Annotated in this window: 14 protein-coding genes; 10 read left to right on the top strand and 4 right to left on the bottom strand. The window is 67.3% G+C overall.

The genetic code is table 11. The annotated features are described in order from the left end of the window. Positions 1-175: 175 nt before the first annotated feature. Positions 176-901, bottom strand: coding sequence for a GntR family transcriptional regulator (locus D457_RS0104225; protein WP_017579399.1), 726 nt, complete (start codon positions 899-901; stop codon positions 176-178). Between the two features lie 353 nt (positions 902-1,254). Between D457_RS0104225 and D457_RS0104220 the strand changes: the two genes are divergently transcribed. The 5 genes from D457_RS0104220 to D457_RS0104200 all read left to right on the top strand — a co-directional run bounded on the left by D457_RS0104220 (position 1,255) and on the right by D457_RS0104200 (position 9,960). After that, positions 1,255-1,638 (top strand): PLD nuclease N-terminal domain-containing protein, encoded by a 384-nt coding sequence (locus tag D457_RS0104220; RefSeq protein ID WP_017579398.1) that lies wholly within the window; start codon positions 1,255-1,257, stop codon positions 1,636-1,638. 210 nt (positions 1,639-1,848) lie between these two features. Beyond that, entirely contained in the window at positions 1,849-4,473 is a 2,625-nt protein-coding gene (lanKC, locus tag D457_RS31850; protein WP_083926659.1) for a class III lanthionine synthetase LanKC, read from the top strand. A 291-nt stretch (positions 4,474-4,764) separates the two neighbouring features. Next, positions 4,765-7,314: an ABC transporter permease gene (locus tag D457_RS0104210; RefSeq protein WP_017579396.1), complete on the top strand. Its 2,550-nt coding sequence runs from the start codon at positions 4,765-4,767 to the stop codon at positions 7,312-7,314. Further along, the gene (locus tag D457_RS31845) at positions 7,307-9,136 is read left to right on the top strand and encodes an ABC transporter ATP-binding protein (RefSeq protein WP_017579395.1); all 1,830 of its coding nucleotides are present in this window, start codon (positions 7,307-7,309) and stop codon (positions 9,134-9,136) included. Before D457_RS0104210 ends, D457_RS31845 begins: the two co-directional genes overlap by 8 nt. Before the next feature lie 53 nt (positions 9,137-9,189). Further along, a complete protein-coding gene (locus D457_RS0104200; protein WP_051072867.1) occupies positions 9,190-9,960 on the top strand; it encodes an ABC transporter ATP-binding protein in 771 nt (256 codons plus the stop codon). A 10-nt stretch (positions 9,961-9,970) separates the two neighbouring features. Here D457_RS0104200 and D457_RS0104195 read toward each other — a convergent pair whose 3' ends face one another. Next, positions 9,971-10,576 carry a response regulator transcription factor gene (locus tag D457_RS0104195; protein WP_017579393.1) on the bottom strand — a complete coding sequence of 202 codons (606 nt, stop codon included), beginning with the start codon at positions 10,574-10,576 and terminating at the stop codon, positions 9,971-9,973. Positions 10,577-10,875: 299 nt separating this feature from the next. On the opposite strand from D457_RS0104195, the gene D457_RS0104190 reads away from it, so the two are divergent. After that, on the top strand, positions 10,876-12,006 hold the full coding sequence (locus tag D457_RS0104190) for a sensor histidine kinase (RefSeq protein ID WP_017579392.1): 1,131 nt from the start codon (positions 10,876-10,878) through the stop codon (positions 12,004-12,006). A gap of 199 nt (positions 12,007-12,205) precedes the next feature. Here D457_RS0104190 and D457_RS0104185 read toward each other — a convergent pair whose 3' ends face one another. Further along, positions 12,206-12,586, bottom strand: a complete 381-nt coding sequence (locus D457_RS0104185; protein WP_026116312.1) for a DUF952 domain-containing protein — start codon at positions 12,584-12,586, stop codon at positions 12,206-12,208. An 18-nt stretch (positions 12,587-12,604) separates the two neighbouring features. Further along, positions 12,605-13,696, bottom strand: coding sequence for a hypothetical protein (locus D457_RS31840; protein WP_017579390.1), 1,092 nt, complete (start codon positions 13,694-13,696; stop codon positions 12,605-12,607). Between the two features lie 511 nt (positions 13,697-14,207). Here D457_RS31840 and D457_RS0104175 point away from each other — a divergent pair. From D457_RS0104175 to D457_RS0104160, 4 genes are all read left to right on the top strand, one after another. Continuing rightward, positions 14,208-14,495, top strand: coding sequence for a hypothetical protein (locus tag D457_RS0104175; RefSeq protein ID WP_017579389.1), 288 nt, complete (start codon positions 14,208-14,210; stop codon positions 14,493-14,495). Positions 14,496-15,214: 719 nt separating this feature from the next. After that, positions 15,215-16,099, top strand: a complete 885-nt coding sequence (locus D457_RS0104170) for an ABC transporter ATP-binding protein (protein WP_017579388.1) — start codon at positions 15,215-15,217, stop codon at positions 16,097-16,099. Continuing rightward, positions 16,096-17,580 (top strand): hypothetical protein, encoded by a 1,485-nt coding sequence (locus D457_RS0104165; RefSeq protein ID WP_017579387.1) that lies wholly within the window; start codon positions 16,096-16,098, stop codon positions 17,578-17,580. The genes D457_RS0104170 and D457_RS0104165 overlap by 4 nt, the downstream gene beginning before the upstream one ends. Continuing rightward, on the top strand, positions 17,571-18,194 hold the full coding sequence (locus tag D457_RS0104160; RefSeq protein ID WP_017579386.1) for a hypothetical protein: 624 nt from the start codon (positions 17,571-17,573) through the stop codon (positions 18,192-18,194). Before D457_RS0104165 ends, D457_RS0104160 begins: the two co-directional genes overlap by 10 nt. Positions 18,195-18,268 lie beyond the last annotated feature (74 nt).

The raw sequence follows: 18,268 nt of genomic DNA, 5'->3' as shown, positions 1-18,268 counted from the left end.
GAGGTTCGCGGAGGAGACGGGCCACCGCCCTTCGGCGTGCGCGGCTGCCCCCAGCACCCCTGCCCCCTGCCCCAGGCTCCGTGATCTTGCTACCAGAAGCGCTGAGCCACTGAAACCCAAGGCGCCGAACTTGCTTCTGGTAGCAAGATCACGGGGGATTCTGGGGTGTGGGGTGCTAGCGCCTGGTGCGCGGGCGGGCGAGGGACAGTTTGTAGAGAAGTCGACACTGCTCGGCCGAGCCGATGAGGTCGGAGGTCTCGACCGGGCGGTCACCGCTGTAGTGGGTCCGTTCGACGACCAGGACGGTTACCCCGGGGGCCGAGTCCAGGAGTACGGCCTCGGAGTCGCGCAGAGCGCGGACCCCGACCTCCTCCACGACCCGGTCCACCGGGAACCCGGCCGCGCTGAGCCGGTCCAGGGGGCCGGTCTCGGCGGCGTCGAAGGGGGTGCGCAGGGTTCCCGCGGTCAGGACCGCGGGTTCCCAGGACCGGTGCAGGGTGACCGGCCGGTTCGCGGAGAACCCCCGCGAGGTGGTCAGGTACACGGGTTCGCCGTCGCGGAGCCGGAGCCTGGAGCTGAGCGGGGCCGAGCAGAGCTCCTGTTCGGTGCTGATCAGTTCGCGGGAGAGACGGCCCAGGCCGGAGCCGGAGGTGGCGTCGGTCCGGGAGAGCCGGTAGACCTCGGGGACGGTCCGCACGTAGTACCCGGATCCGGGCCTGGCCTCGACCAGGCCCTCGGTGACCAGGAGCCGGAGGGCGGTGCGGGAGATCTGCTCGCTGACCCGGTAGGCGCGGGCCAGCCGGGTACGGGAGGGGAGCCGTGTGCCGGGGGTCAGTTCGCCGTTGAGGATCGGCTCGCGGAGCTGGTCGGCCAGCCAGAGGTACTGGGGTTGCCTGGACACCGCTCACCCGGCCTCTGCCGAGCCCCCGGTATGCGGGGTGGTTCTGGCCGTACGCACGAGTCGGTGGTCACGGGTGCCCGTGCCGCCACCGTTTCCGGTGCCGATCCCGGGGAGGAGGGAGGGGGTGGACCTGCCAGATCGCCGAAGCTTGCCCATGCTTCCAGTAAAGCAGTGGAAAAGCCTGGTGGGGGGTGCTACCCGAAAGTAGTCGGCCCCGGCCAGTGGGGGACCACGGATTCGGAAGTGCGCCGTCCAGGTCAGGGAAACGCCCGAAACTGTCGGAATGTGTGTGCCTGGCCACCCTGGTTTATTACCCTGTGTATCGAGGCAACTACGTCTTGCTTGGGGGAGTCATGATCACGAACCTTTCGGAGCAGGTGAGCCGGGCCGACCTGCCGCGGAACGTGGACGACGTCAGTCCCGCTCTCGCCTGGCTGACCGGTATCACCGGCATCATCATCGGGCTGATTTTCCTCGCCGTCATCGTGCTGGTGATCGCGGCGGTCATCTCGGCGCTGATCGACGGCGACACCTCCGGGGGCGGCAAGCTCCTGTGGGTCATCTTCATCCTCTGGGCCCCGCTGTTCGGCGCGGTCGCCTGGTTCGTGGTCGGCAAGAAGGGGCACTTCAACCGCCTCCTCGGCATCGACAAGGGTCGAGCCCGCCACACGGTGCCGACCAGCGTCGGGCAGCACAGCAACGTGGCGTCCGACCAGACCGGCCTCGGCCACGCCTGAGCGGTCGCACCCGAGCAGGGCCGAGCGGGCCCCGGGCCGTAGAGAGGTTTCTCTGCGGCCCGGGGCCCTCGTCATGCGGGTGCGGCTCTCCGCCGCACCGTGCAAAATGCACGGTGAAGTCATGAGGAGTGCCCTTGCCTCCGTGATCGGGTGAATTCTAAAGTCACAAGAGACTGAGGAAATCACGCGAACATAGGCGGAGAGGCTGGAATGTCAGCGGAGTACGACCTCTACTGCGCGGCTGACCCGTATCACTACGATCACCCCGAAAATGTTTCCGCTCACGATGATGACTTATTCGCCGTGCTCCGTCAGAATCCCCGCCCGAAAGGGTGGATTCGTGTTGACGCCGAGGAGTGGGTGAACTTCTCGCCCGAGGTCTTCGATTTTCCCCTCCAGGGGTGGAAGGTCCATGTCTCCGCGCACCTCGGTAACGCGGAAAGCGTCACCACCCGGGTGTGGGAATACTGCCTGCGGGAGCGGCTCGCCTTTAAGGTGGTGCCCGGGCCAGGGCGTTTTCGGAACAAGAACGTCAAATACGCGCCCCGGGTCGCCAGCGGGAAACTTTTCACGCTCTACCCTGCCGACGAGACCGTGCTACACCGCGTTCTGACCGAACTGGGCGAGGAGTTGCGCGGCGAGGAGGGCCCCTACATCCTCAGCGACGTCCGCTGGGGGGACGGCCCCCTCTACACACGTTATGGCGCTTTCGCCAAGCGTTTGGTCGACGACGGGAACGGCCGAGGCCAGATCTGTATCGAGACTCCCGAAGGGGCCCTGGAGCCCGATCCGCGCGGCGTCGTCTTCACGGTTCCGGAGTGGGTTGCTCTTCCGGAGTTTCTCCGACCGCACGTCGACCGGTACCGCAGCCCGGTGCTCGACGACTTCCCCTACGAGGTCAAGGACGCGATCCACTTCTCCAACAGCGGCGGAGTGTACAAGGCGGTCGAGCGGGCGACCGGCCGGACGGTAGTCCTGAAGGAGGGTCGCCCCTTCGCCGGGCTGGACGGACACGACCAGGACGCGGTGACCCGGCTGCGCCGGGAACGGGACATGCTCCGACACCTGGAGGGCGTACCGCAGGTCCCTGCCCTCATCGACTACCTGACACTCGACGGACACGAGTTCCTCGTTCAGGAGTACGTCGACGGGATACCCCTGTACTCCGCGCTCGCCAAGCGCAACCCCTTGACGCACGGCCCTCGGGTCGCCCGTGAGATGGGGGATTACAGGTACTGGGCCCTCGGCGTCTGGGAGCGTGTTCAGGATGCCTTACGCGAGGTACACGAGCGAGGGGTGGTCTTCGGAGATCTCCACCCGAACAACGTGATGGTCGGAGAAGACGGCCAGATCACGCTCATCGACTGGGAGGCGGCCGCTTTCGAACGGCAGCGTCGCCGCCCCCCGATGGGCAATCCGGGTTTCATGGCCCCGCCGGACCTGCGCGGCTCCGACATCGACATCTACGCGCTGGCCCTGCTCAAGATCGCTCTCTTCGCCCCGGTCACGTCGTTGATACAACTGGCCCCGGACAAGATGCGCCACGTCGCACGGCGGGCCTGCGAGGTTTACCGGTTGGAGGCGGACACTTTTACGGCCGAGCTCGACTTCCTGGCCGGGAAGACCTCCGCTGAGCCGCCCGCGGTACCTGCCGAGGCTGGACGGGTCAGCGCCCCCGCCGACATCGATGACCTGGCACCGGTGGCGGACTCGTGGTCCCACGTCTGCGCCGATATCGCCCAGGGCATCCTGACGAGCGCCACCCCGCACCGGGCCGACCGGCTCTTCCCCGGAGACATCGCGCAGTTCGGACTCCCCTACGCGGGACTGGGTTTCGCGCACGGCGCCGCCGGTGTGCTCTGGGCCCTCCACCGTACCCAGGGCATCCGGTTCACGGAAGGAGAGCAGTGGTTCCGGGAACGGGCCCTGGCCGAGCGTGCGGATGCCACCGCCGGGTTCTATGGCGGTGACCACGGCATCGCCTACGCATTGTGGGACCTGGGGTACCGGGACGAGGCGGTCGCCCTGCTCGACCGGACGTTCGCCCGAGGCGAGGAGAGACTTCCGGTCGACCTGGAAAGCGGGCTGGCCGGGATCGGTCTCAACTGGCTCCACTTCCACGCCGAGTGCGGCGACGACGCCTTTCTCCAGCGTGCCCTGCGGATCGCGGAGCAGTTGCGGGCCCGTACGCCGGACCGCTCAGATGCCTGGAGTTCGTTCCGATCACCCGGCGGAGCCCTGCGCGGCCCCTCTGGGCCGGCGCTCCTGTTCATTCGCCTGTACGAGGCCACCAGAGAGCACGCCTTCCTCGACGTGGCGGCGGAGGCGATCCGCCGGGATCTCGCCAAGTGTGAGACCGATGAGTACGGCGCGCTCCTCCTCAAGGACGAGTACCGGCTCCTGCCCTACTTCGGCATCGGCAGCGCGGGGACCGGCATGGTCATCAACCGCTATCTGGACCACGTCGAGGACACGGAGCTCCAGGTCGATCGCGCGGCCGCCGCGAGTGCTGTGAACAGCCGGTTCAGCGTGTTCCCCGGGCTCTTCGAGGGGCACGCGGGGCTCATCATGGCGTCGGCTGCCATGTATGGGGCGGCGTCCGAGACCCGTGCGGCCGAGCTCGTGGCGGCGGTGGACGCCCTCAACTGGCACGTGCTCCGTGACGGAGACCAACGGGTCTTCCCCGGGAACCAGCTCCTACGGCTTTCCACCGATCTCGCTACGGGATCGGCCGGGGTCCTCCTCGCCCTGCACAGCGCCGAACGGGCGCTCACCTCGTCAGGCCCCGGAATCAGTCTTCCCTTCTTCTCGGCTGAGGAATTCAGAAAAATCTGAACACCTCGTGTCGAGAAACCCAGAGAAAAACAATGCAGAAAGATCGATCATGTCGCTGTATGAACTCCAGGGCCTCGGTCCGAGCGCTGACAACCAGGTTAATCACAGTGGTGCTTCCACCGGTGGGTGCTACTACTACTCGCACAAAAACGGATGGTGCGCCAGCGCTTTCTCCACCGGCGGTTGTCGTCCGCTCAACTAGAGGATTCTTCTCCTTGTGACCGTGGCCCGCTCCGGTTCGGGGCGGGCCACGGTTTTCTGCATTATTCGTCGAAATTCTGAGGACGTCGCATGAGTTTGACCTCGGCGTGGTTGGGGTGGCGGTCGGTTCGGCACAGGCCGGGTGCCTTTATCGGTGCGACCATCGTTCTCGTCATCTCCACCGTCATGGTGAGCGGATTCTCCCTTGTCTACTTCTCGGCCGGTCTGCAGGAGGAGACGGTCGAACGCTATGCGGGAGTCCCCCTGGTCGTCGTTCCGGAGGGGAGGGAGGGCCGGGCGCCTCAGTCCCTGGTCGACGACCTCGAAGCGCTCGACGAGGTCAGCGAAGCCGTGCCTGAAGTGACGTTCGCGGCCACTCTGTTGGACCCCGACGGCACAGTGCTCACCGACCCGGACACGGTGTGGGGTTTCGGGCACGCGTGGACCAGTGCCCGGCTGACCCCGCTGGAGGTGACCGCGGGGGAGCCCCCGCGCGCCGAGGACGAGATCGTGATCGACCAGGGTCTCGCAGACGCGGGCGGGTTCACCGTGGGCCAGTCAGTCGATGTGCTCGTTCTCGGTGAAGTCTCCGACTTCACGATCTCCGGTGTCGCCGGCCTGGCAAACGGAACCGACTGGCTCCACCAGTCCGCGCTCTTCTTCTCCGAGGCCTATGTCGGCGGGATGGAGGACTACGCCCCCGGATACGTCGACGCCGTCGGCGTCTATCCGGCGGGCGGAACGGGCGAGGCAGACCTCCTGGCCGCTGTCCGGTCCCTGATCGCGGAGCAGGGAGGGGACCGGTACGCGGCGCTCACCGGGGACGCCCGCGGTCCGGCCGAGGGGAACCTGTCCGCGGACGAGGACGAGCGGATCGCCCTGTCGATGCTGATGCTCGTTCAGCTCGCCGTCGTCTGCACCATCGGTGCCGTGGCCTCGGCGATCGGCCTGTCCGTGCGCGGCAGGAGCCGGGAGATCGCCATGCTGAGGGCGATCGGCACCACCCCCGGTCAGGTTCGTCTCATGGTCACGGGGGAGGCGGTCCTGCTGTCCGTGGCCGCTCTGATCATCGGTATCCCTTTGGGTGCGACCCTGGCGAACCTGGGACTTGACGGTGTGAGTCTGTTCCGCGGCGGGCTGAGCCCTGCTTTCCAGGTCCATTTCACCCTTGCCGGGATTCTTGTCTCGGTAGCGGCGGTTCTCTTCGCGGCACTGGCGGCCGGGCTCATCGCGGCCGGGAGCGCACTACGGATCCGGCCTTCGGAGGCCATCGCGGAGGCCACCACCGAGGGGCCGGAACTCAAGAGGGGACGCATCGTCCTGGGGCTGCTCGCGGTCGCCGCCATGCTGTTGGGCGCTGCGGCTCTGGCCGTACCCGGAGTACCGAGGGAAACCGTCGGACAGTACGTCTCGACACTCCTCATCGCTCTGGCGGTGATCGCCTCGGGCTTGCTCGGACCCAGGTTGGTGGGCCAGACGGCCATCGTGCTGAGGGCGGCCGTGAACCGGGTCTCGCGGGACGGGCCCGCACTGTCCGTCGCCAACGTCGCCTTCTACCACCGGAGGTTCGCCGGGATCGCCGGGCCCCTGCTCCTCGGGATCACACTCGTCGGTGCCGCCTCGGCGTCCCAGATGTACAACAACTGGCACTACGGCATGTCTGAGAGTCAGCGTGTCACCGCGGACTTCGTGCTCTCGTCCGGGTACGGGTTCGCTGAGCGGACCCGAGAGGAGATCGACGCCCTCCCCTTCGTCGAGTCAACGGTGACGGCGCGGCTCATCCCCATCGAACCGCAGGTCAAGGCGCCCTCACCCTACGGAGACGCCGCGATGGTGTTGCGCGGCGACGCCGAAAACACGCTCGACCTCGACATCGTCGAGGGCGAGTACATCCCGGAGGCTGCGGGGGCGTTGATCATGCTCGGGTCCTACGCGGAGAGGAACGGGATCGAGGTCGGCGACGACCTCACCTTCGCCATCCCCGGGCATGAGCGTGAGCACACCTTCACCGTTTCCGGGGTCGTCGGAGACGCGAGCTTCCTCAACAGGAGCGTGGCGTTCGGCCCGGCCGCGGCGGACGGGATCGGGCTCCGGCACGGCGCTCCGGACGGGGTGTTCCTCGACATCGTGCCCGGGACCGACGAGGACACCGCACGTGCCGGCCTCGAAGAAGTCTTCCCGCCGGGGCAGGACGGATCGGCTTTCGCGCTCCACGACCGCGAGAGCATGCGACAGGTCCTCACCGAGGAGTGGGCCGAGAACAACCGGAACGGCACGTCCGCGTTCCTTCTCATGGGGATGTTCATGATGTTCGCCGCGGTCAACGCGATCAGCACGGCCCAGTTCGACCGCCGACGGGAGTTCGCCAGTGGTCGGATGCTGGGCATCACGTGGCGGAGCACGTATCGGATGGTGTCCGCAGAGGTGTTCATGACCATCGCCCTGGTGTTCGCCGTGGCCGTACTGGCCACCCTGTGGATGGCCGTCCTGATCACCCTGCCCACCGGCACGGACATGCTGTCCGTCATCCCCGAGGTGATTCCGGTCGCTCCGGTAGCCGCTCTCGGGGGCGCGGCCCTGCTCCTGTCGGTGCTGGGGGCGCTGTCCGCGGTACGCGGTGTGCGGAGGACCCGTGACTGACCGATCAGCCCGGTACCGTTCGCTCCCCGTTTTCCTGCGGGGTTTCTCGGTCGGCGTCCTCCTCCAGATGCTGCTGGTACTCGTCAACTCGGTGCTCGTCGTTCTGCCCGCCCTGGTAGGACAGCGCCTCATCGACGACGGTGTGCTGAGAGGGGACACCGGACTCGTCTTCACTCTGGGCGGTCTGCTGGTAGCGCTCACACTCGTGCAGGCGGGGATCTCCTACGCCGAGAACGTGTACTCCTCCCGGCTGGGTGAGCGGCTGACCCTGCGCATCCGCGGGGACCTCTTCGCCCACCTGCACACACAGAGGCCCGGCTTCTTCGCCTACGCCCGTCCCGGGGCCGTGGTCTCGCGTATCCACGGGGACGTCCGAGGGGTCCAGCAGCTGGTCTCGTCGACCGTCCCGGCACTCACCGGCGCCGTTTCGACCCTGGTGGTCGCCGGTCTGGGGCTGCTCCTCCTGGAATGGCGGGCCTCACTGGTCCTGTTGGTCCTGGCTCCGGTGATGTACGGGCTCGCGGTCTACTTCGCGCCCAGGGTCCGTGACGCCACCCAACGTGAGATGGGCGCCTACGCTGACCTGGACACCTGTGTCACCGAGCAGTTCAGCGCGGAGGGCGCCGAAGTGGTTCGGCTCCACGGTGCGCACGACACGATGGCCGAGCGTTTCGTGGCGACGGCCGCCCGCGTCCGCGCACACGCCCTGCGCCAGGTCAGGCTGGGCGCCGGGTTCGGGGCCGCTGTCTCCGTGACGACGGGGCTGATCGGCGCGGCGATCTACGTCGTCGGTGGCCTCTGGGTGGTGTCGGAGACGATGACCATGGGGACTCTCGTGGCCGTGGTCGCGCTGCTCGGACGTCTCTACGGTCCCATCGCGATGCTGAGCGGTATCAAGATGGAGCTGGTGGCGGGACTGGTGAGTTTCGGCCGGGTCGCCGAGATCATGCGCTTCCGCCCCACGGGAAGCGGCGCCCCCGTCGAGGCGCGCCCGACACGGGCGATGGCTGAGCCGCGACCGTCGGTGGTCCTGAACGGTGTCTCCTTCACCTATCCGTCCCCCGAGCGGCTGGTGGTCCCCTCCCTGGCCGCCGAACACGACCTGGTCGAGGTGACGCGCGGTCCGACGCTGCGGGACATCGACCTCACCATCGAACCGGGGACGACCGTAGGGCTGGTGGGGCGTTCCGGAGCCGGGAAGAGCACACTTGCCCGGCTGCTCACCCGGACCTGGGAGACCGCGCATGGGCGGGTCGAGATCGCTGGAACGGATATCCGGGACCTGTCCGCTGACGACCTTCAACGGACCGTCGGCGCCGTGACCCAGGAGACGTTCCTGTTCAACGACACCATCCGGGCCAATCTCCTCTTCGCGCGGGCTGCGGCGGAGGAGAAGGATCTGGTTCGGGTCTGCCGGGCGGCCCAGATCTGGGAGATGGTGCGGAACCTGCCCGACGGCCTCGACACGGTCGTGGGTGACCGCGGTGTTCGGCTCTCCGGCGGGGAACGTCAGCGCCTGGCCCTGGCACGCCTGTTCCTCAAGGCCCCGCCCGTCGTGGTTCTGGACGAGGCCACCTCCCACCTCGACAACGAGACGGAGCGGGCGGTGCAGCAGGCCATGCGGACGGAACTGGCGGACCGGGCCCGACTGGTCATCGCTCACCGGCTGGCGACGGTTCGGGAGGCCGACCTCATCGTGGTCATGGCCGACGGGCGGATCGAGGAGCGCGGAACACACGAGCAGCTCATGGACCTCGGGGGTCTGTACAGCCGTTTGGTCGACGCCCAGGGCCGAGGGCTGGAGAAGGCGGGGTTGAAGTGACCGGATTCCAGAGAGAGAAGGGAAGCGGCCGGATGCGGACGGAACAGGGAGACATGGAACGGCGAGAGCTCAGGGAGCCGGCGGGAGAGCGGCACGGTCCCGTGGTGAGGCTGGAGCAGGTCTGGAAGACCTACGGGGCGGGGGAGTCCGAGGTCAGGGCGTTGGCGGGGGTGAGTGTGGACTTTCCCGCGGCTTCGTTCACCGCGATCATGGGGCCCTCGGGGTCGGGTAAGACCACTCTCCTGCAGTGCGCGGCCGGGCTGGCCGAACCCACCCGGGGCAGGGTAGTTCTCGGTGACACCGACATCGGGGGCATGCGTGAGCGGGAACTGGCGCTGATCCGGCGTGAGCGCATGGGTTTCGTCTTCCAGTCGTTCAACCTGCTCCCCGCGCTGAGCGGCCGCGAGAACGTCGTGCTTCCGCTCCGGTTGGCCGGTCGGAAAGCCGATGCGCGGTGGCTGGACACGATCATCCGGCGTACCGGTATGAGCGACCACATCGACCGCTTCCCACACCAGCTCTCGGGAGGCCAGCAGCAGCGGGTCGCGATCTGCCGGGCGCTGATGGCCCGTCCGGAGGTGGTCTTCGCCGATGAGCCGACCGGGGCCCTGGACAGTGCGACCGGCGAGGAGATCCTCGGCCTGTTGCGCCGCACGGTGGACGAGCTGGAGCAGACGGTGGTCATGGTGACGCACGAGCCGACCGCCGCGGCCCACGCCGACCAGGTCCTTTTCCTGCGAGACGGCGCGATCGTCGGCTCCCTGCGGCTACCCACCGTCGCGACTATCACCCATCGCCTCGCCGAGCTGAGCGGGGCGCGATGACCGGGGTGGGTCAGAGCCATCCGTTCTCGGTGGCGATCCGGAACGCGTCCGCCCGGTTGCGTGCGCCGAGCTTGGTGGTGCACGCTGCCAGGTGGTTGCGCACGGTTCCGGCCGCGAGCGACAGACTCCGTGCGATGGCACCGGGCGGCTCCCCCCGAGCGGCCAGGCGGAGAACCTCGACCTCCCGAGGTGTGAGCGGGCTGGCCGTGTGTGTCAACGCGTCCGCTACGACATCGGGGTCGAACACCTTGCGGCCCGCGTGTACGCTTCGGACCGCCTCGGCCAGGGCGTCGGCGGAACGGTCCTTGGCGATGAACCCGTAGGCCCCGACCGCTGCGGCCTGGCGGAGGTTGGCCGGGGTGGCGTAGCTGGTCATGAACAGGGTCCGGCAGCGGGGGAGGGGGTTCTGGAGCCGCCGCGCCACCTCGAACCCGTTGATGTCCGGCAGTCGCACGTCGAGCACCGCGACGTCGGGTCGGTGACGCGGTGCGTCGGCCACCGCGTGCTCCCCCCTCTCGAATTCAGCCACCACGGTGATGTCCGAGGTGAACGAGAGAAGCCGGACCAGGGAATCGCGGAGAAGGCGCATGTCCTCCGCGATGATCACACGAATCATAGGGATATTCCTACCAGCGTGCGCTGTTTCCACTGGTGTGGGAGTTGCCTTCCTGCGGGGCGTTCGGGCGGAGAGGGTCCTCGGCGGCAGGGGTGGATCTCGCAGGTCAAAGTGGACAATCAGAGGAAGGGGCGGCCGAAAATAAGATATTGTACGGTTCAATAACCGTGGTTGTCATCGAATCCGAGATTGTCCGATCCTGGCCAAATGGACCCTTCGGTGGGCGGGCTGCCGGAAGCGGTGACGATAAAGTGGCGCGAGTGATTTCCAGAGGGAGAAAAGAAAAGGCGCCGCCCCGCGTGGACGCGGCGGCACGCCGACGCTGGGCGATCCCGCTGTACGTCGGCCCCGTCGCCGTCTTCGGAACGCTTCTGGTCCTTGTGACGACCTTCAGCGCCCCCGTGCTCCTCGGGAACGCCAGCGGGCTTCGACTTCTGTACCATCTCGGGTTCGTCAGCCTCTGGTACGCGGTGCCCGTGGGGATTCACCTCGCACAGGTGCGCAGCATGTCCCGCTCTCCTCAGGGCGCTGCCCAGTACTCTCTGCTTCTTGTCCAGGCCCTGGTGGCGGTGCCGCTGCTGCTCTTCGGAGGGTGGTCCTGGCACTCCGCGACGGGGTTGCTGGCGGCCTCTGCCCTGGTCTCGGCCCGTTCTTCCTCGGGGATGACCAGAACGCTTCTGCTGCTGGCCGCCGGGGTCGTCCTGACACTCCTGCCACTGACCCTTCTCCTCTTCTTCCGGGTGGGAACCCTCTGGGTTCTGTTCTGGGCGGCCGGCCACCTGACCGTTGCGGGAGCGGCCCTCGTGTTGTCGTACCTCCTGTTACCGATCCGGCGGGGCCCTGAGAGAAAGCGTCCCCGGAGCGCGGACGAGCCCCGTCGGCTCGCGATCGACCTGCACGACATCCTCGGTGGAACGCTGACGGCGATCACGCTCAAGGGCGAGATCATCCGGAAGATGGGGTCGGGCCACCCCGACCTGGAGAAAGAGACCCGCAGCCTGGTGGACTTGGCGCGCAATGCCCGTTCCGAGGTTCGGGCGGCCGCCGCGTCGACGTGGAACAGCACTTTCGCCGCAGAGGTGGAGCGAGCCACCGCGCTCCTTGCCGACGCCTCGGTCGACCTGTCCACCGACATCGCTCGGTGCTCGCTGCCGGAGCGGATCGACCGGGAACTCGCCCTCGTCCTGCGCGAGTCGGTGACCAACGTGCTCGTACACAGTGAGGCCACCGGGGTCGATCTCTCCTTGGAAGAGGAGGAGGGCTGGGTCACCCTGGTGGTGGGCAACGACGGTGCTCCAGGTCAGGAGGAGGTCGTAACGGGGACAGGGCTCCGAAGTATCGCGGACCGTTGCGCTGCCCTGGGTGGGTCCGCGCACACGGGTGCGACCCCTGAAGGCCGCTTCACCTTGGTCTGTCAGCTTCCCGCCTGAGTGCCACCAGAGATACCCACAGCCTCCGGAAGAGCTCTTTGCCGACGAACGGCCGAACTCGCGGCACCGGGCCCGGCCCGCACAGCACTGAGAACCACTCCGTCCAGATGAAGGACGCCCGCGGGGGAGACCGGCAAGGCGACGTGTCCGCAGGTCGACTCATCGGCGTGTCTCCGTGTCTCCGTGTCTCCGTGTCGACCTAGAGACAGGGGCCGGGCTCCATCACTGTTTCCAGGGCCGTGTAGCGGCCCCACGGGTCCCGGACCAGGCGACGCAGAGCGCACACGGCCGGTCGCGGGATCGTCCCGTAGACGTGCGGGAAGAGCACGTCCGGCCCGACCCCAGGTGGGGGAGTGGGATCAGCTGCCTCCCAGCGCACCTCGGCGGGCACCTTCTCGGTGTCCACCACCAGCACGATCATCGGCTCTGCGGGATCGGAGTAGAACGCATTGGCCACCGCCAGCATGGTGGCCTCGTCCGGAGAGGCGTGCAGGAACCCCTGAGAGGAAAGTGAATCAGCTTCGACGTCGCCACCGGCCCGCCAATGCGAGAGCTCCGTGAGATGAAGGATGTGAGCCATGCCCCGGACGCTACACGTTCACTGGGTGACCCTGAGAGCGAACCCGTAGTCCTTGATTCGACCGGGCCCGAAGCTGTGGTCGACCCAGGGGAGCCACGCGAGGTCCTCGGCGGCCAGTAGGCCCTCCGGTGAATCCAGACCTGCCTGTTCGGCCACCTCGAGCAGCATCAGGGCCAGGCGCACACCGTTGACCTCGTCGTACTGCTGGACCGGGGCGAGGTGGACGATGTCGTCCTCGTAACGACGTTCCTCGGGTGCCTGGACCCATCCCATCGAGGGCAGGTCCATCGACTCCAGGTCGGCGTCCTCCTCCAGGATCGTCGTGATGCCCACCTCCACCTGCTCGCCGAAGCTGAGTGAGAATGCCAGACCCGTGCCCGTGCCCGGGATGGCGGTGTACAACCCCTGTGACTGGGTCAGACCGAGCGCCGTCACCTCCGCGGCCCTGGTCCGGAGCGCCTTGGCGAGGTGCGCGCCGTAGTCGCGCCATTCCGAGTGGAGGGTGACCCCTGGGAGCTGGAGGCCCACGTTCTCCGAGGCCAGAACGCTGATGACAAAGCCGCCGACCCACCCGGCGGAGTGTTCCACGGTCTTGCAGTACCAGCCTTCGGCCGGCCCCTTGGGCCGGAGCGTCAGGACCGTTCCGTGCACGGTGGCCCGCAGCTCGATCAGGTTCGGCCCGGCCTGGTCCCGCCACCGGACGTAGGGGGCGCCCCAATCCGGAGCGTCCCAGTGGAAGGAGACGTCGGTGTCGTCCGCGCCCAGCAGGTAGCTCGGGCCGAGGACGTCCCGCAGCTCCTCGTGCGCCTCTCGGAAGGCCTGGATCTCCTCCTGCGCCCGAGTGCCCTTTTCGGCGATCACGAAGTGCAGTCCGACGAACTCCTCCGTGGTGACGTAGTCCTCCAGGGTGGAGTCGACCACGGACAGCCAGGCCTCGCCGAACGGCGATCCGGTCCGCAGGCGGGGAACACCGGTATCTTCGGACCACTCCCAGCCCTGGTCGTCCGCTACGCGGCGCAACTCCACGGCGGTCCACTTCGCTACCTCGAGCTGTCGGAGAGTGAGGGCGAGCCCTCGGAGGTCCCCGGTGCGCTGGTCCGTCTTCGTCACGTTTTCTCCTGCTTTCCACGGCGGTCGCACCGATCTTGGCAGAGACCGGTGACCGAACGACATCTCCGCCCACAGGCTGTGCGCAACACCTGGAAGCACAGAACGCCCCGGCCGGAAGGGCTTCGGCCGGGGCGTCACGCTTGGGTATCGCACTCGATCACGCTCATGCCGTCGGGTTCCAAGGGGAAAGGCGGTCAGGGGCGGGCAGCCCGGCGGGGATGAAATTCCGCCGGGCTATCCGATCCTGACCCCTGGCCATATTTGGCCAAGCGAAACTGGACTTTTCATCCAGCTCGCTTACCTGCGGGGAAGGAGATTCCATTTTCCCAATGTAATTCCCTCGTCCTGGGTAATTTCCTTACCCTGGGTAATTTTCGTCCCAGGGATTTTGTCTGATGGCTTCACTCGATGTGTGAGATGAGTCGGTTTTTTCACGCGGGTGGTGGTTGCGTTCTGGTCGATGCCCCGCCACGCATGATCGAATCTGCATTCTTGCCCGAGGGGATCCAATATGGCTGTCCGTGCATTATCTGGAGTATTTTCCGGAGATTTCATCGGGATCTTCGTCACTGTAGTCACGGCCGTTGCAACCGTTGCGATGTCGTTCTTCATGGGATCCGATATAAGGATCCCCTGCGTAATCGAGTCCTCTGTCGAGGAGGTCGGGGGGCTTCCTGAGTTGTACTTCACGCCCAACTTCTCGGGGATGCCGGGAGTGGCCGTCTTCTTCGGGCTGGCTGCCATGGTCTACTCAATCGCCATGGGCCTACGGGGCCAGAAGAGCGGTATCAGCCAGTGAATTCGCTCTGGAGGCCCTGGCCGCCGGGGTGGCGGTCAGTCATGTCACCGCATTACTCATGTGGGAGCAGGGGGGCTCTGTCCACAGGGTGTGGATAACTTCTGGCAATGCATAACGCCCGGCCAGGCCAGGGTGCCGGCCCCGAGCTCCGTTGTCCTTGTCGGCTTTTCAGAGGTCCCTGCTCACACGCAGGAAGATCACTCCTTGCCCGACGACGAGTCCGACGGTGGTCAGGGCGTAGAACGGTCACACTCCGGCGAGTCCGGCCAGGGCGTTGGCGGGCTGCGGCGCCGGTTCTCTTGAAGTTCTGGCCTGCGGCTGGGTGTCCCCGTGTCCTGAATTCACCAGAGCCCTTGCGTGGAGTTATCGTAAATTGCGAGAAGGTGTCAATGCCTGTTCGTGGCCGAATGCGGTCATTCGTCAAATGAACTGCAACGACCAGTGCTTTGGTGTTTTGAGGAAGTTCTGTTGGCTGGGGAGGGTGGGATTCTGGTTGCGCGCACCATCGGGTCGATGATTTTGTAAATTCAAATAACCCGCAGCGGCGGCAGCTGGGTCAGCCACGGATCGTGCGCCGAGAACTGCTGATCGGCCGGGGCTGTGGAGATCTGACCGAGGGGCACGAAGCCGACCAGCGGAGTCCCTGGAGATCGGGCCTGTGCCCGCCCTCATCGAGCACAGCCGCGCGCGAATGCACGATACCGCTGAGAGGGGCGATAGTGCAGCACACCATCTCGGTGCGAAAGCTCAGCAAGTCCTACGGCACGCACCGCGTCATCAACGGGCTGGACTTCGACCTGGCCATGGGGGTGACCGGGGTTCTGGGGCCGAACGGGGCAGGGAAGACCACGCTTCTGAGGTGCCTGGCCACCGTTCTCAGGGCCGACGCGGGGCAGCTGAAACTCCTCGGTCTGAACCCCGACATCACATCCGAGCGGACAAGAATCCGCCGGAACCTGGGATACCTTCCGCAGGACCCCGGAATGTATCCGAACTTCACCTGTCGAGAGATGCTCGACTACATCGCGGTTCTTCGGGAGATCTCCGAAAAGGAGGAGCGCAAAGAGGCGGTGGCGCGTGCTCTGGCAGAGGTCGACCTGTCCGCGTCCGCGGGGTCCAAGATCAGGAAGCTCTCGGGTGGCATGCGACAGCGCCTCGCCATCGCACAGGCATTTCTGGCCGACCCCGGGTTCGTGATCCTGGACGAACCGACCGTCGGTTTGGACCCGGAGCAGCGCATGCGGTTCCGCACGTTGATCTCGCGCAAGAGCGAGCAGCGCACGGTGGTGCTGTCGACTCACCAGACCGATGACGTCGCCGCCCTGTGCGGCCGGGTCCTGGTCTACCGGGACGGTCGGGTCCTCTTCGCCGGGACGCCTCAGGAACTGGCGGACCACGCCCGGGGCCGGGTGTGGGTGTCCGAGCGGCCGCCAGGGCGGCAGCACGCGATGTGGCGCACGGCCTCGGGGGACTACCGGAGCATCGGCGAGCGGCCTCCGGGGGCGCGGGCAGCCGAACCCGCGGTGGAGGACGGCTACCTCCTCCTGCTCGAATCCGCGCCGAACGCGGCCGACACGGAGAACGGCATCGGGAGACTCCGTTGACTTCCCCTGCAAAGGCGCTCACGTGGGCCGAGATCCACCGGTTCGCGAGGAGCCCTCTCGTCCTGCCCCTGGTGTTGGTGCTGCTCGTGTCCAGAACCCTGTCGACGTGGCGGGACATGACGGACTGGACGATCCAGAGCGTGGACGCCGCCACCACTCTTGTCCTGGTCGGAGCGGGTGTCATGCTCGCGGCGAATCTGGCGGTGCTCAGAGAACGGCGTGGAGGTACGGCTGACCTGCTGGAATCCCTGCCGGTTCCGGCCGCGAACCGAACCTGGTCCGTCCTGTGCGCGGCCCTGTTCTGCGGTGCCGCCGCGGGGCTCCTCGTGTTGTCCCTGCATGTGCCGTCCCTGCTCGTGGGTGCGTCCCCCGCCGGTGTCTTCCGGCCCCAGGAGCTCGCGGCCGGGGTTCTGGCCGTCATGCTGATGGGCGCGCTCGGAGTGGCGCTGGGGCGCTGGGTGCCTTCCCCCGTCGCGGCCCCCGTGGCCCTCATGCTCATCGTGTGGTCGCTGTTCCAGTTCCGTGACAGTTGGCTGCTGCCGCTCGTCCCCACCCAGGCGATGCCCTTCGAAGCCGCCCGGCCGCCGGCATGGCACCTGCTCTACCTGGCAGCCCTGGTCACCGCGGTTTCCCTGGCCGCGGTGGCGCGCCACCGGCGCACCGCCGGCACGGCAGTCGCCGCGGTCGCGGCCTCCGCCGCCGTGGTGGGTGCCGCGACCCTGACCGTCGTCCCATCCGCCTCCGAAGGGGCAGAGCCGGTCGAACTCGCCGGGACGCACGAGGGGCGGGTGACAGTCACCGGTCAGGCGAGTGCCTGCGAGGAGCACGACGGAGTCGACTACTGCGCGCTGCCGGGCTTCGAGCCCTGGGTGCCGCTGTGGCGGGACGCGATCGACCCGGTGCTTGAAGCGGCTCCGTCTCAGGCACCCCGGCTCGAAGCCGTCTACCAGTACACCGGATACGCCCTCAACGACCTGGAAGGCGGGGGGTACGCCCTGGTCGGTACCACCTGGGGCAGAAACGGGGGAGAGGTCGAGTACCGGCGTGCGGTCGCCGGATCGGTGGCCGCGTCCATGGCGGGTTTCCCTCCCCCGGACGTGCTGCAGTCGGACGGTCAGGGAGGCTTCGGCTGTGACGCCGCGGGTCAGGCCCGGACGGTCATCGCGCTGTGGCTGCTCAGTCAGACCGAAGCCCCCGTTGCCGCGGGTACTGAACGTGAGCACATGGCGGAGGTCGGCTCGGATGAGGTCGTGGTGGTGGAGCTTCCGGCTTCGGTGTTCGGGGCGGTCTCCTACGGCCAGGCTGAACTCGACATGGCCGAGGAGCTCCTGGCGGACCCGAACACCCAGACGCTGGTGCACCAGGAGTGGGAGCGGCTGGTGGACGTGGAGACAACCCTGGAAGAGGCCGCGGACGTTCTCGGCGTGGCAGTTCCACCCCGGGAGCCGAGCGGTGCCGAACGGGGGACCGCATGCGCGTGATGCCGCGGATCGTGTTTGCGACCGCCCGGGCGATGGACTGGGTTCCCCTGGGCGTGGCCGCCCTCGTGTCGGTCCTGATCACCGCCTGGGGGTTCACCGGGCCGTACGTCGATACCGACCTGCTGGCGGTGTCGCTTCGCTCCGCGGCGGTCCTTCTGGGCGCGGCCGCCGGATTCGGCCTGGCGGACGCTGCGGAGAACACGACCGCGGCCTCACCCGTGCCCCGATGGATGCGTCAGTGGACGCGCACACTGCTGGCCGGGGCGGCCGCGGCGGCTGGCTGGGGTGTCACTTACCTGTCGGTGGAGCTGCGACTGCCCGAGGAGCACAGCGGGGTGTTCGCGGGGTTGCCGGTGGAAGCGGCCGTGGTCATTCTGACGGGTCTGGCCTGCACGTCTGTTGTACGGCGCCGTATGAACGGATACCCGGCGGCGCTCATCGGAAGCACGGTGCTGCTGGTGCTCGTGGCCGTCTCCCTCATGTACCGGAGCGAGTTCTGGCTCTGGTACCCGCCGTCCGCGCCTGAATGGGAGGGGCTCCACCGTGTTTGGGCTGTGCTCATCCCCCTGCCGCTTCTGATGCTGGTTGTCGGAAACCGGGAGAACCCCAGGTAGGAGATTGCCTCCGAAGATCTCGTGGTTGAGGGTTAATCGAATAACCCAGAATATCCCTGGATTTCTTCATCTGT

The sequence above is a fragment of the Nocardiopsis valliformis DSM 45023 genome (assembly GCF_000340985.1).
GTDB lineage: Bacteria > Actinomycetota > Actinomycetes > Streptosporangiales > Streptosporangiaceae > Nocardiopsis > Nocardiopsis exhalans.
The sequence above is the reverse complement of the archived record's forward strand: the minus strand, read 5'-3'. Positions and strand labels throughout refer to the sequence as shown.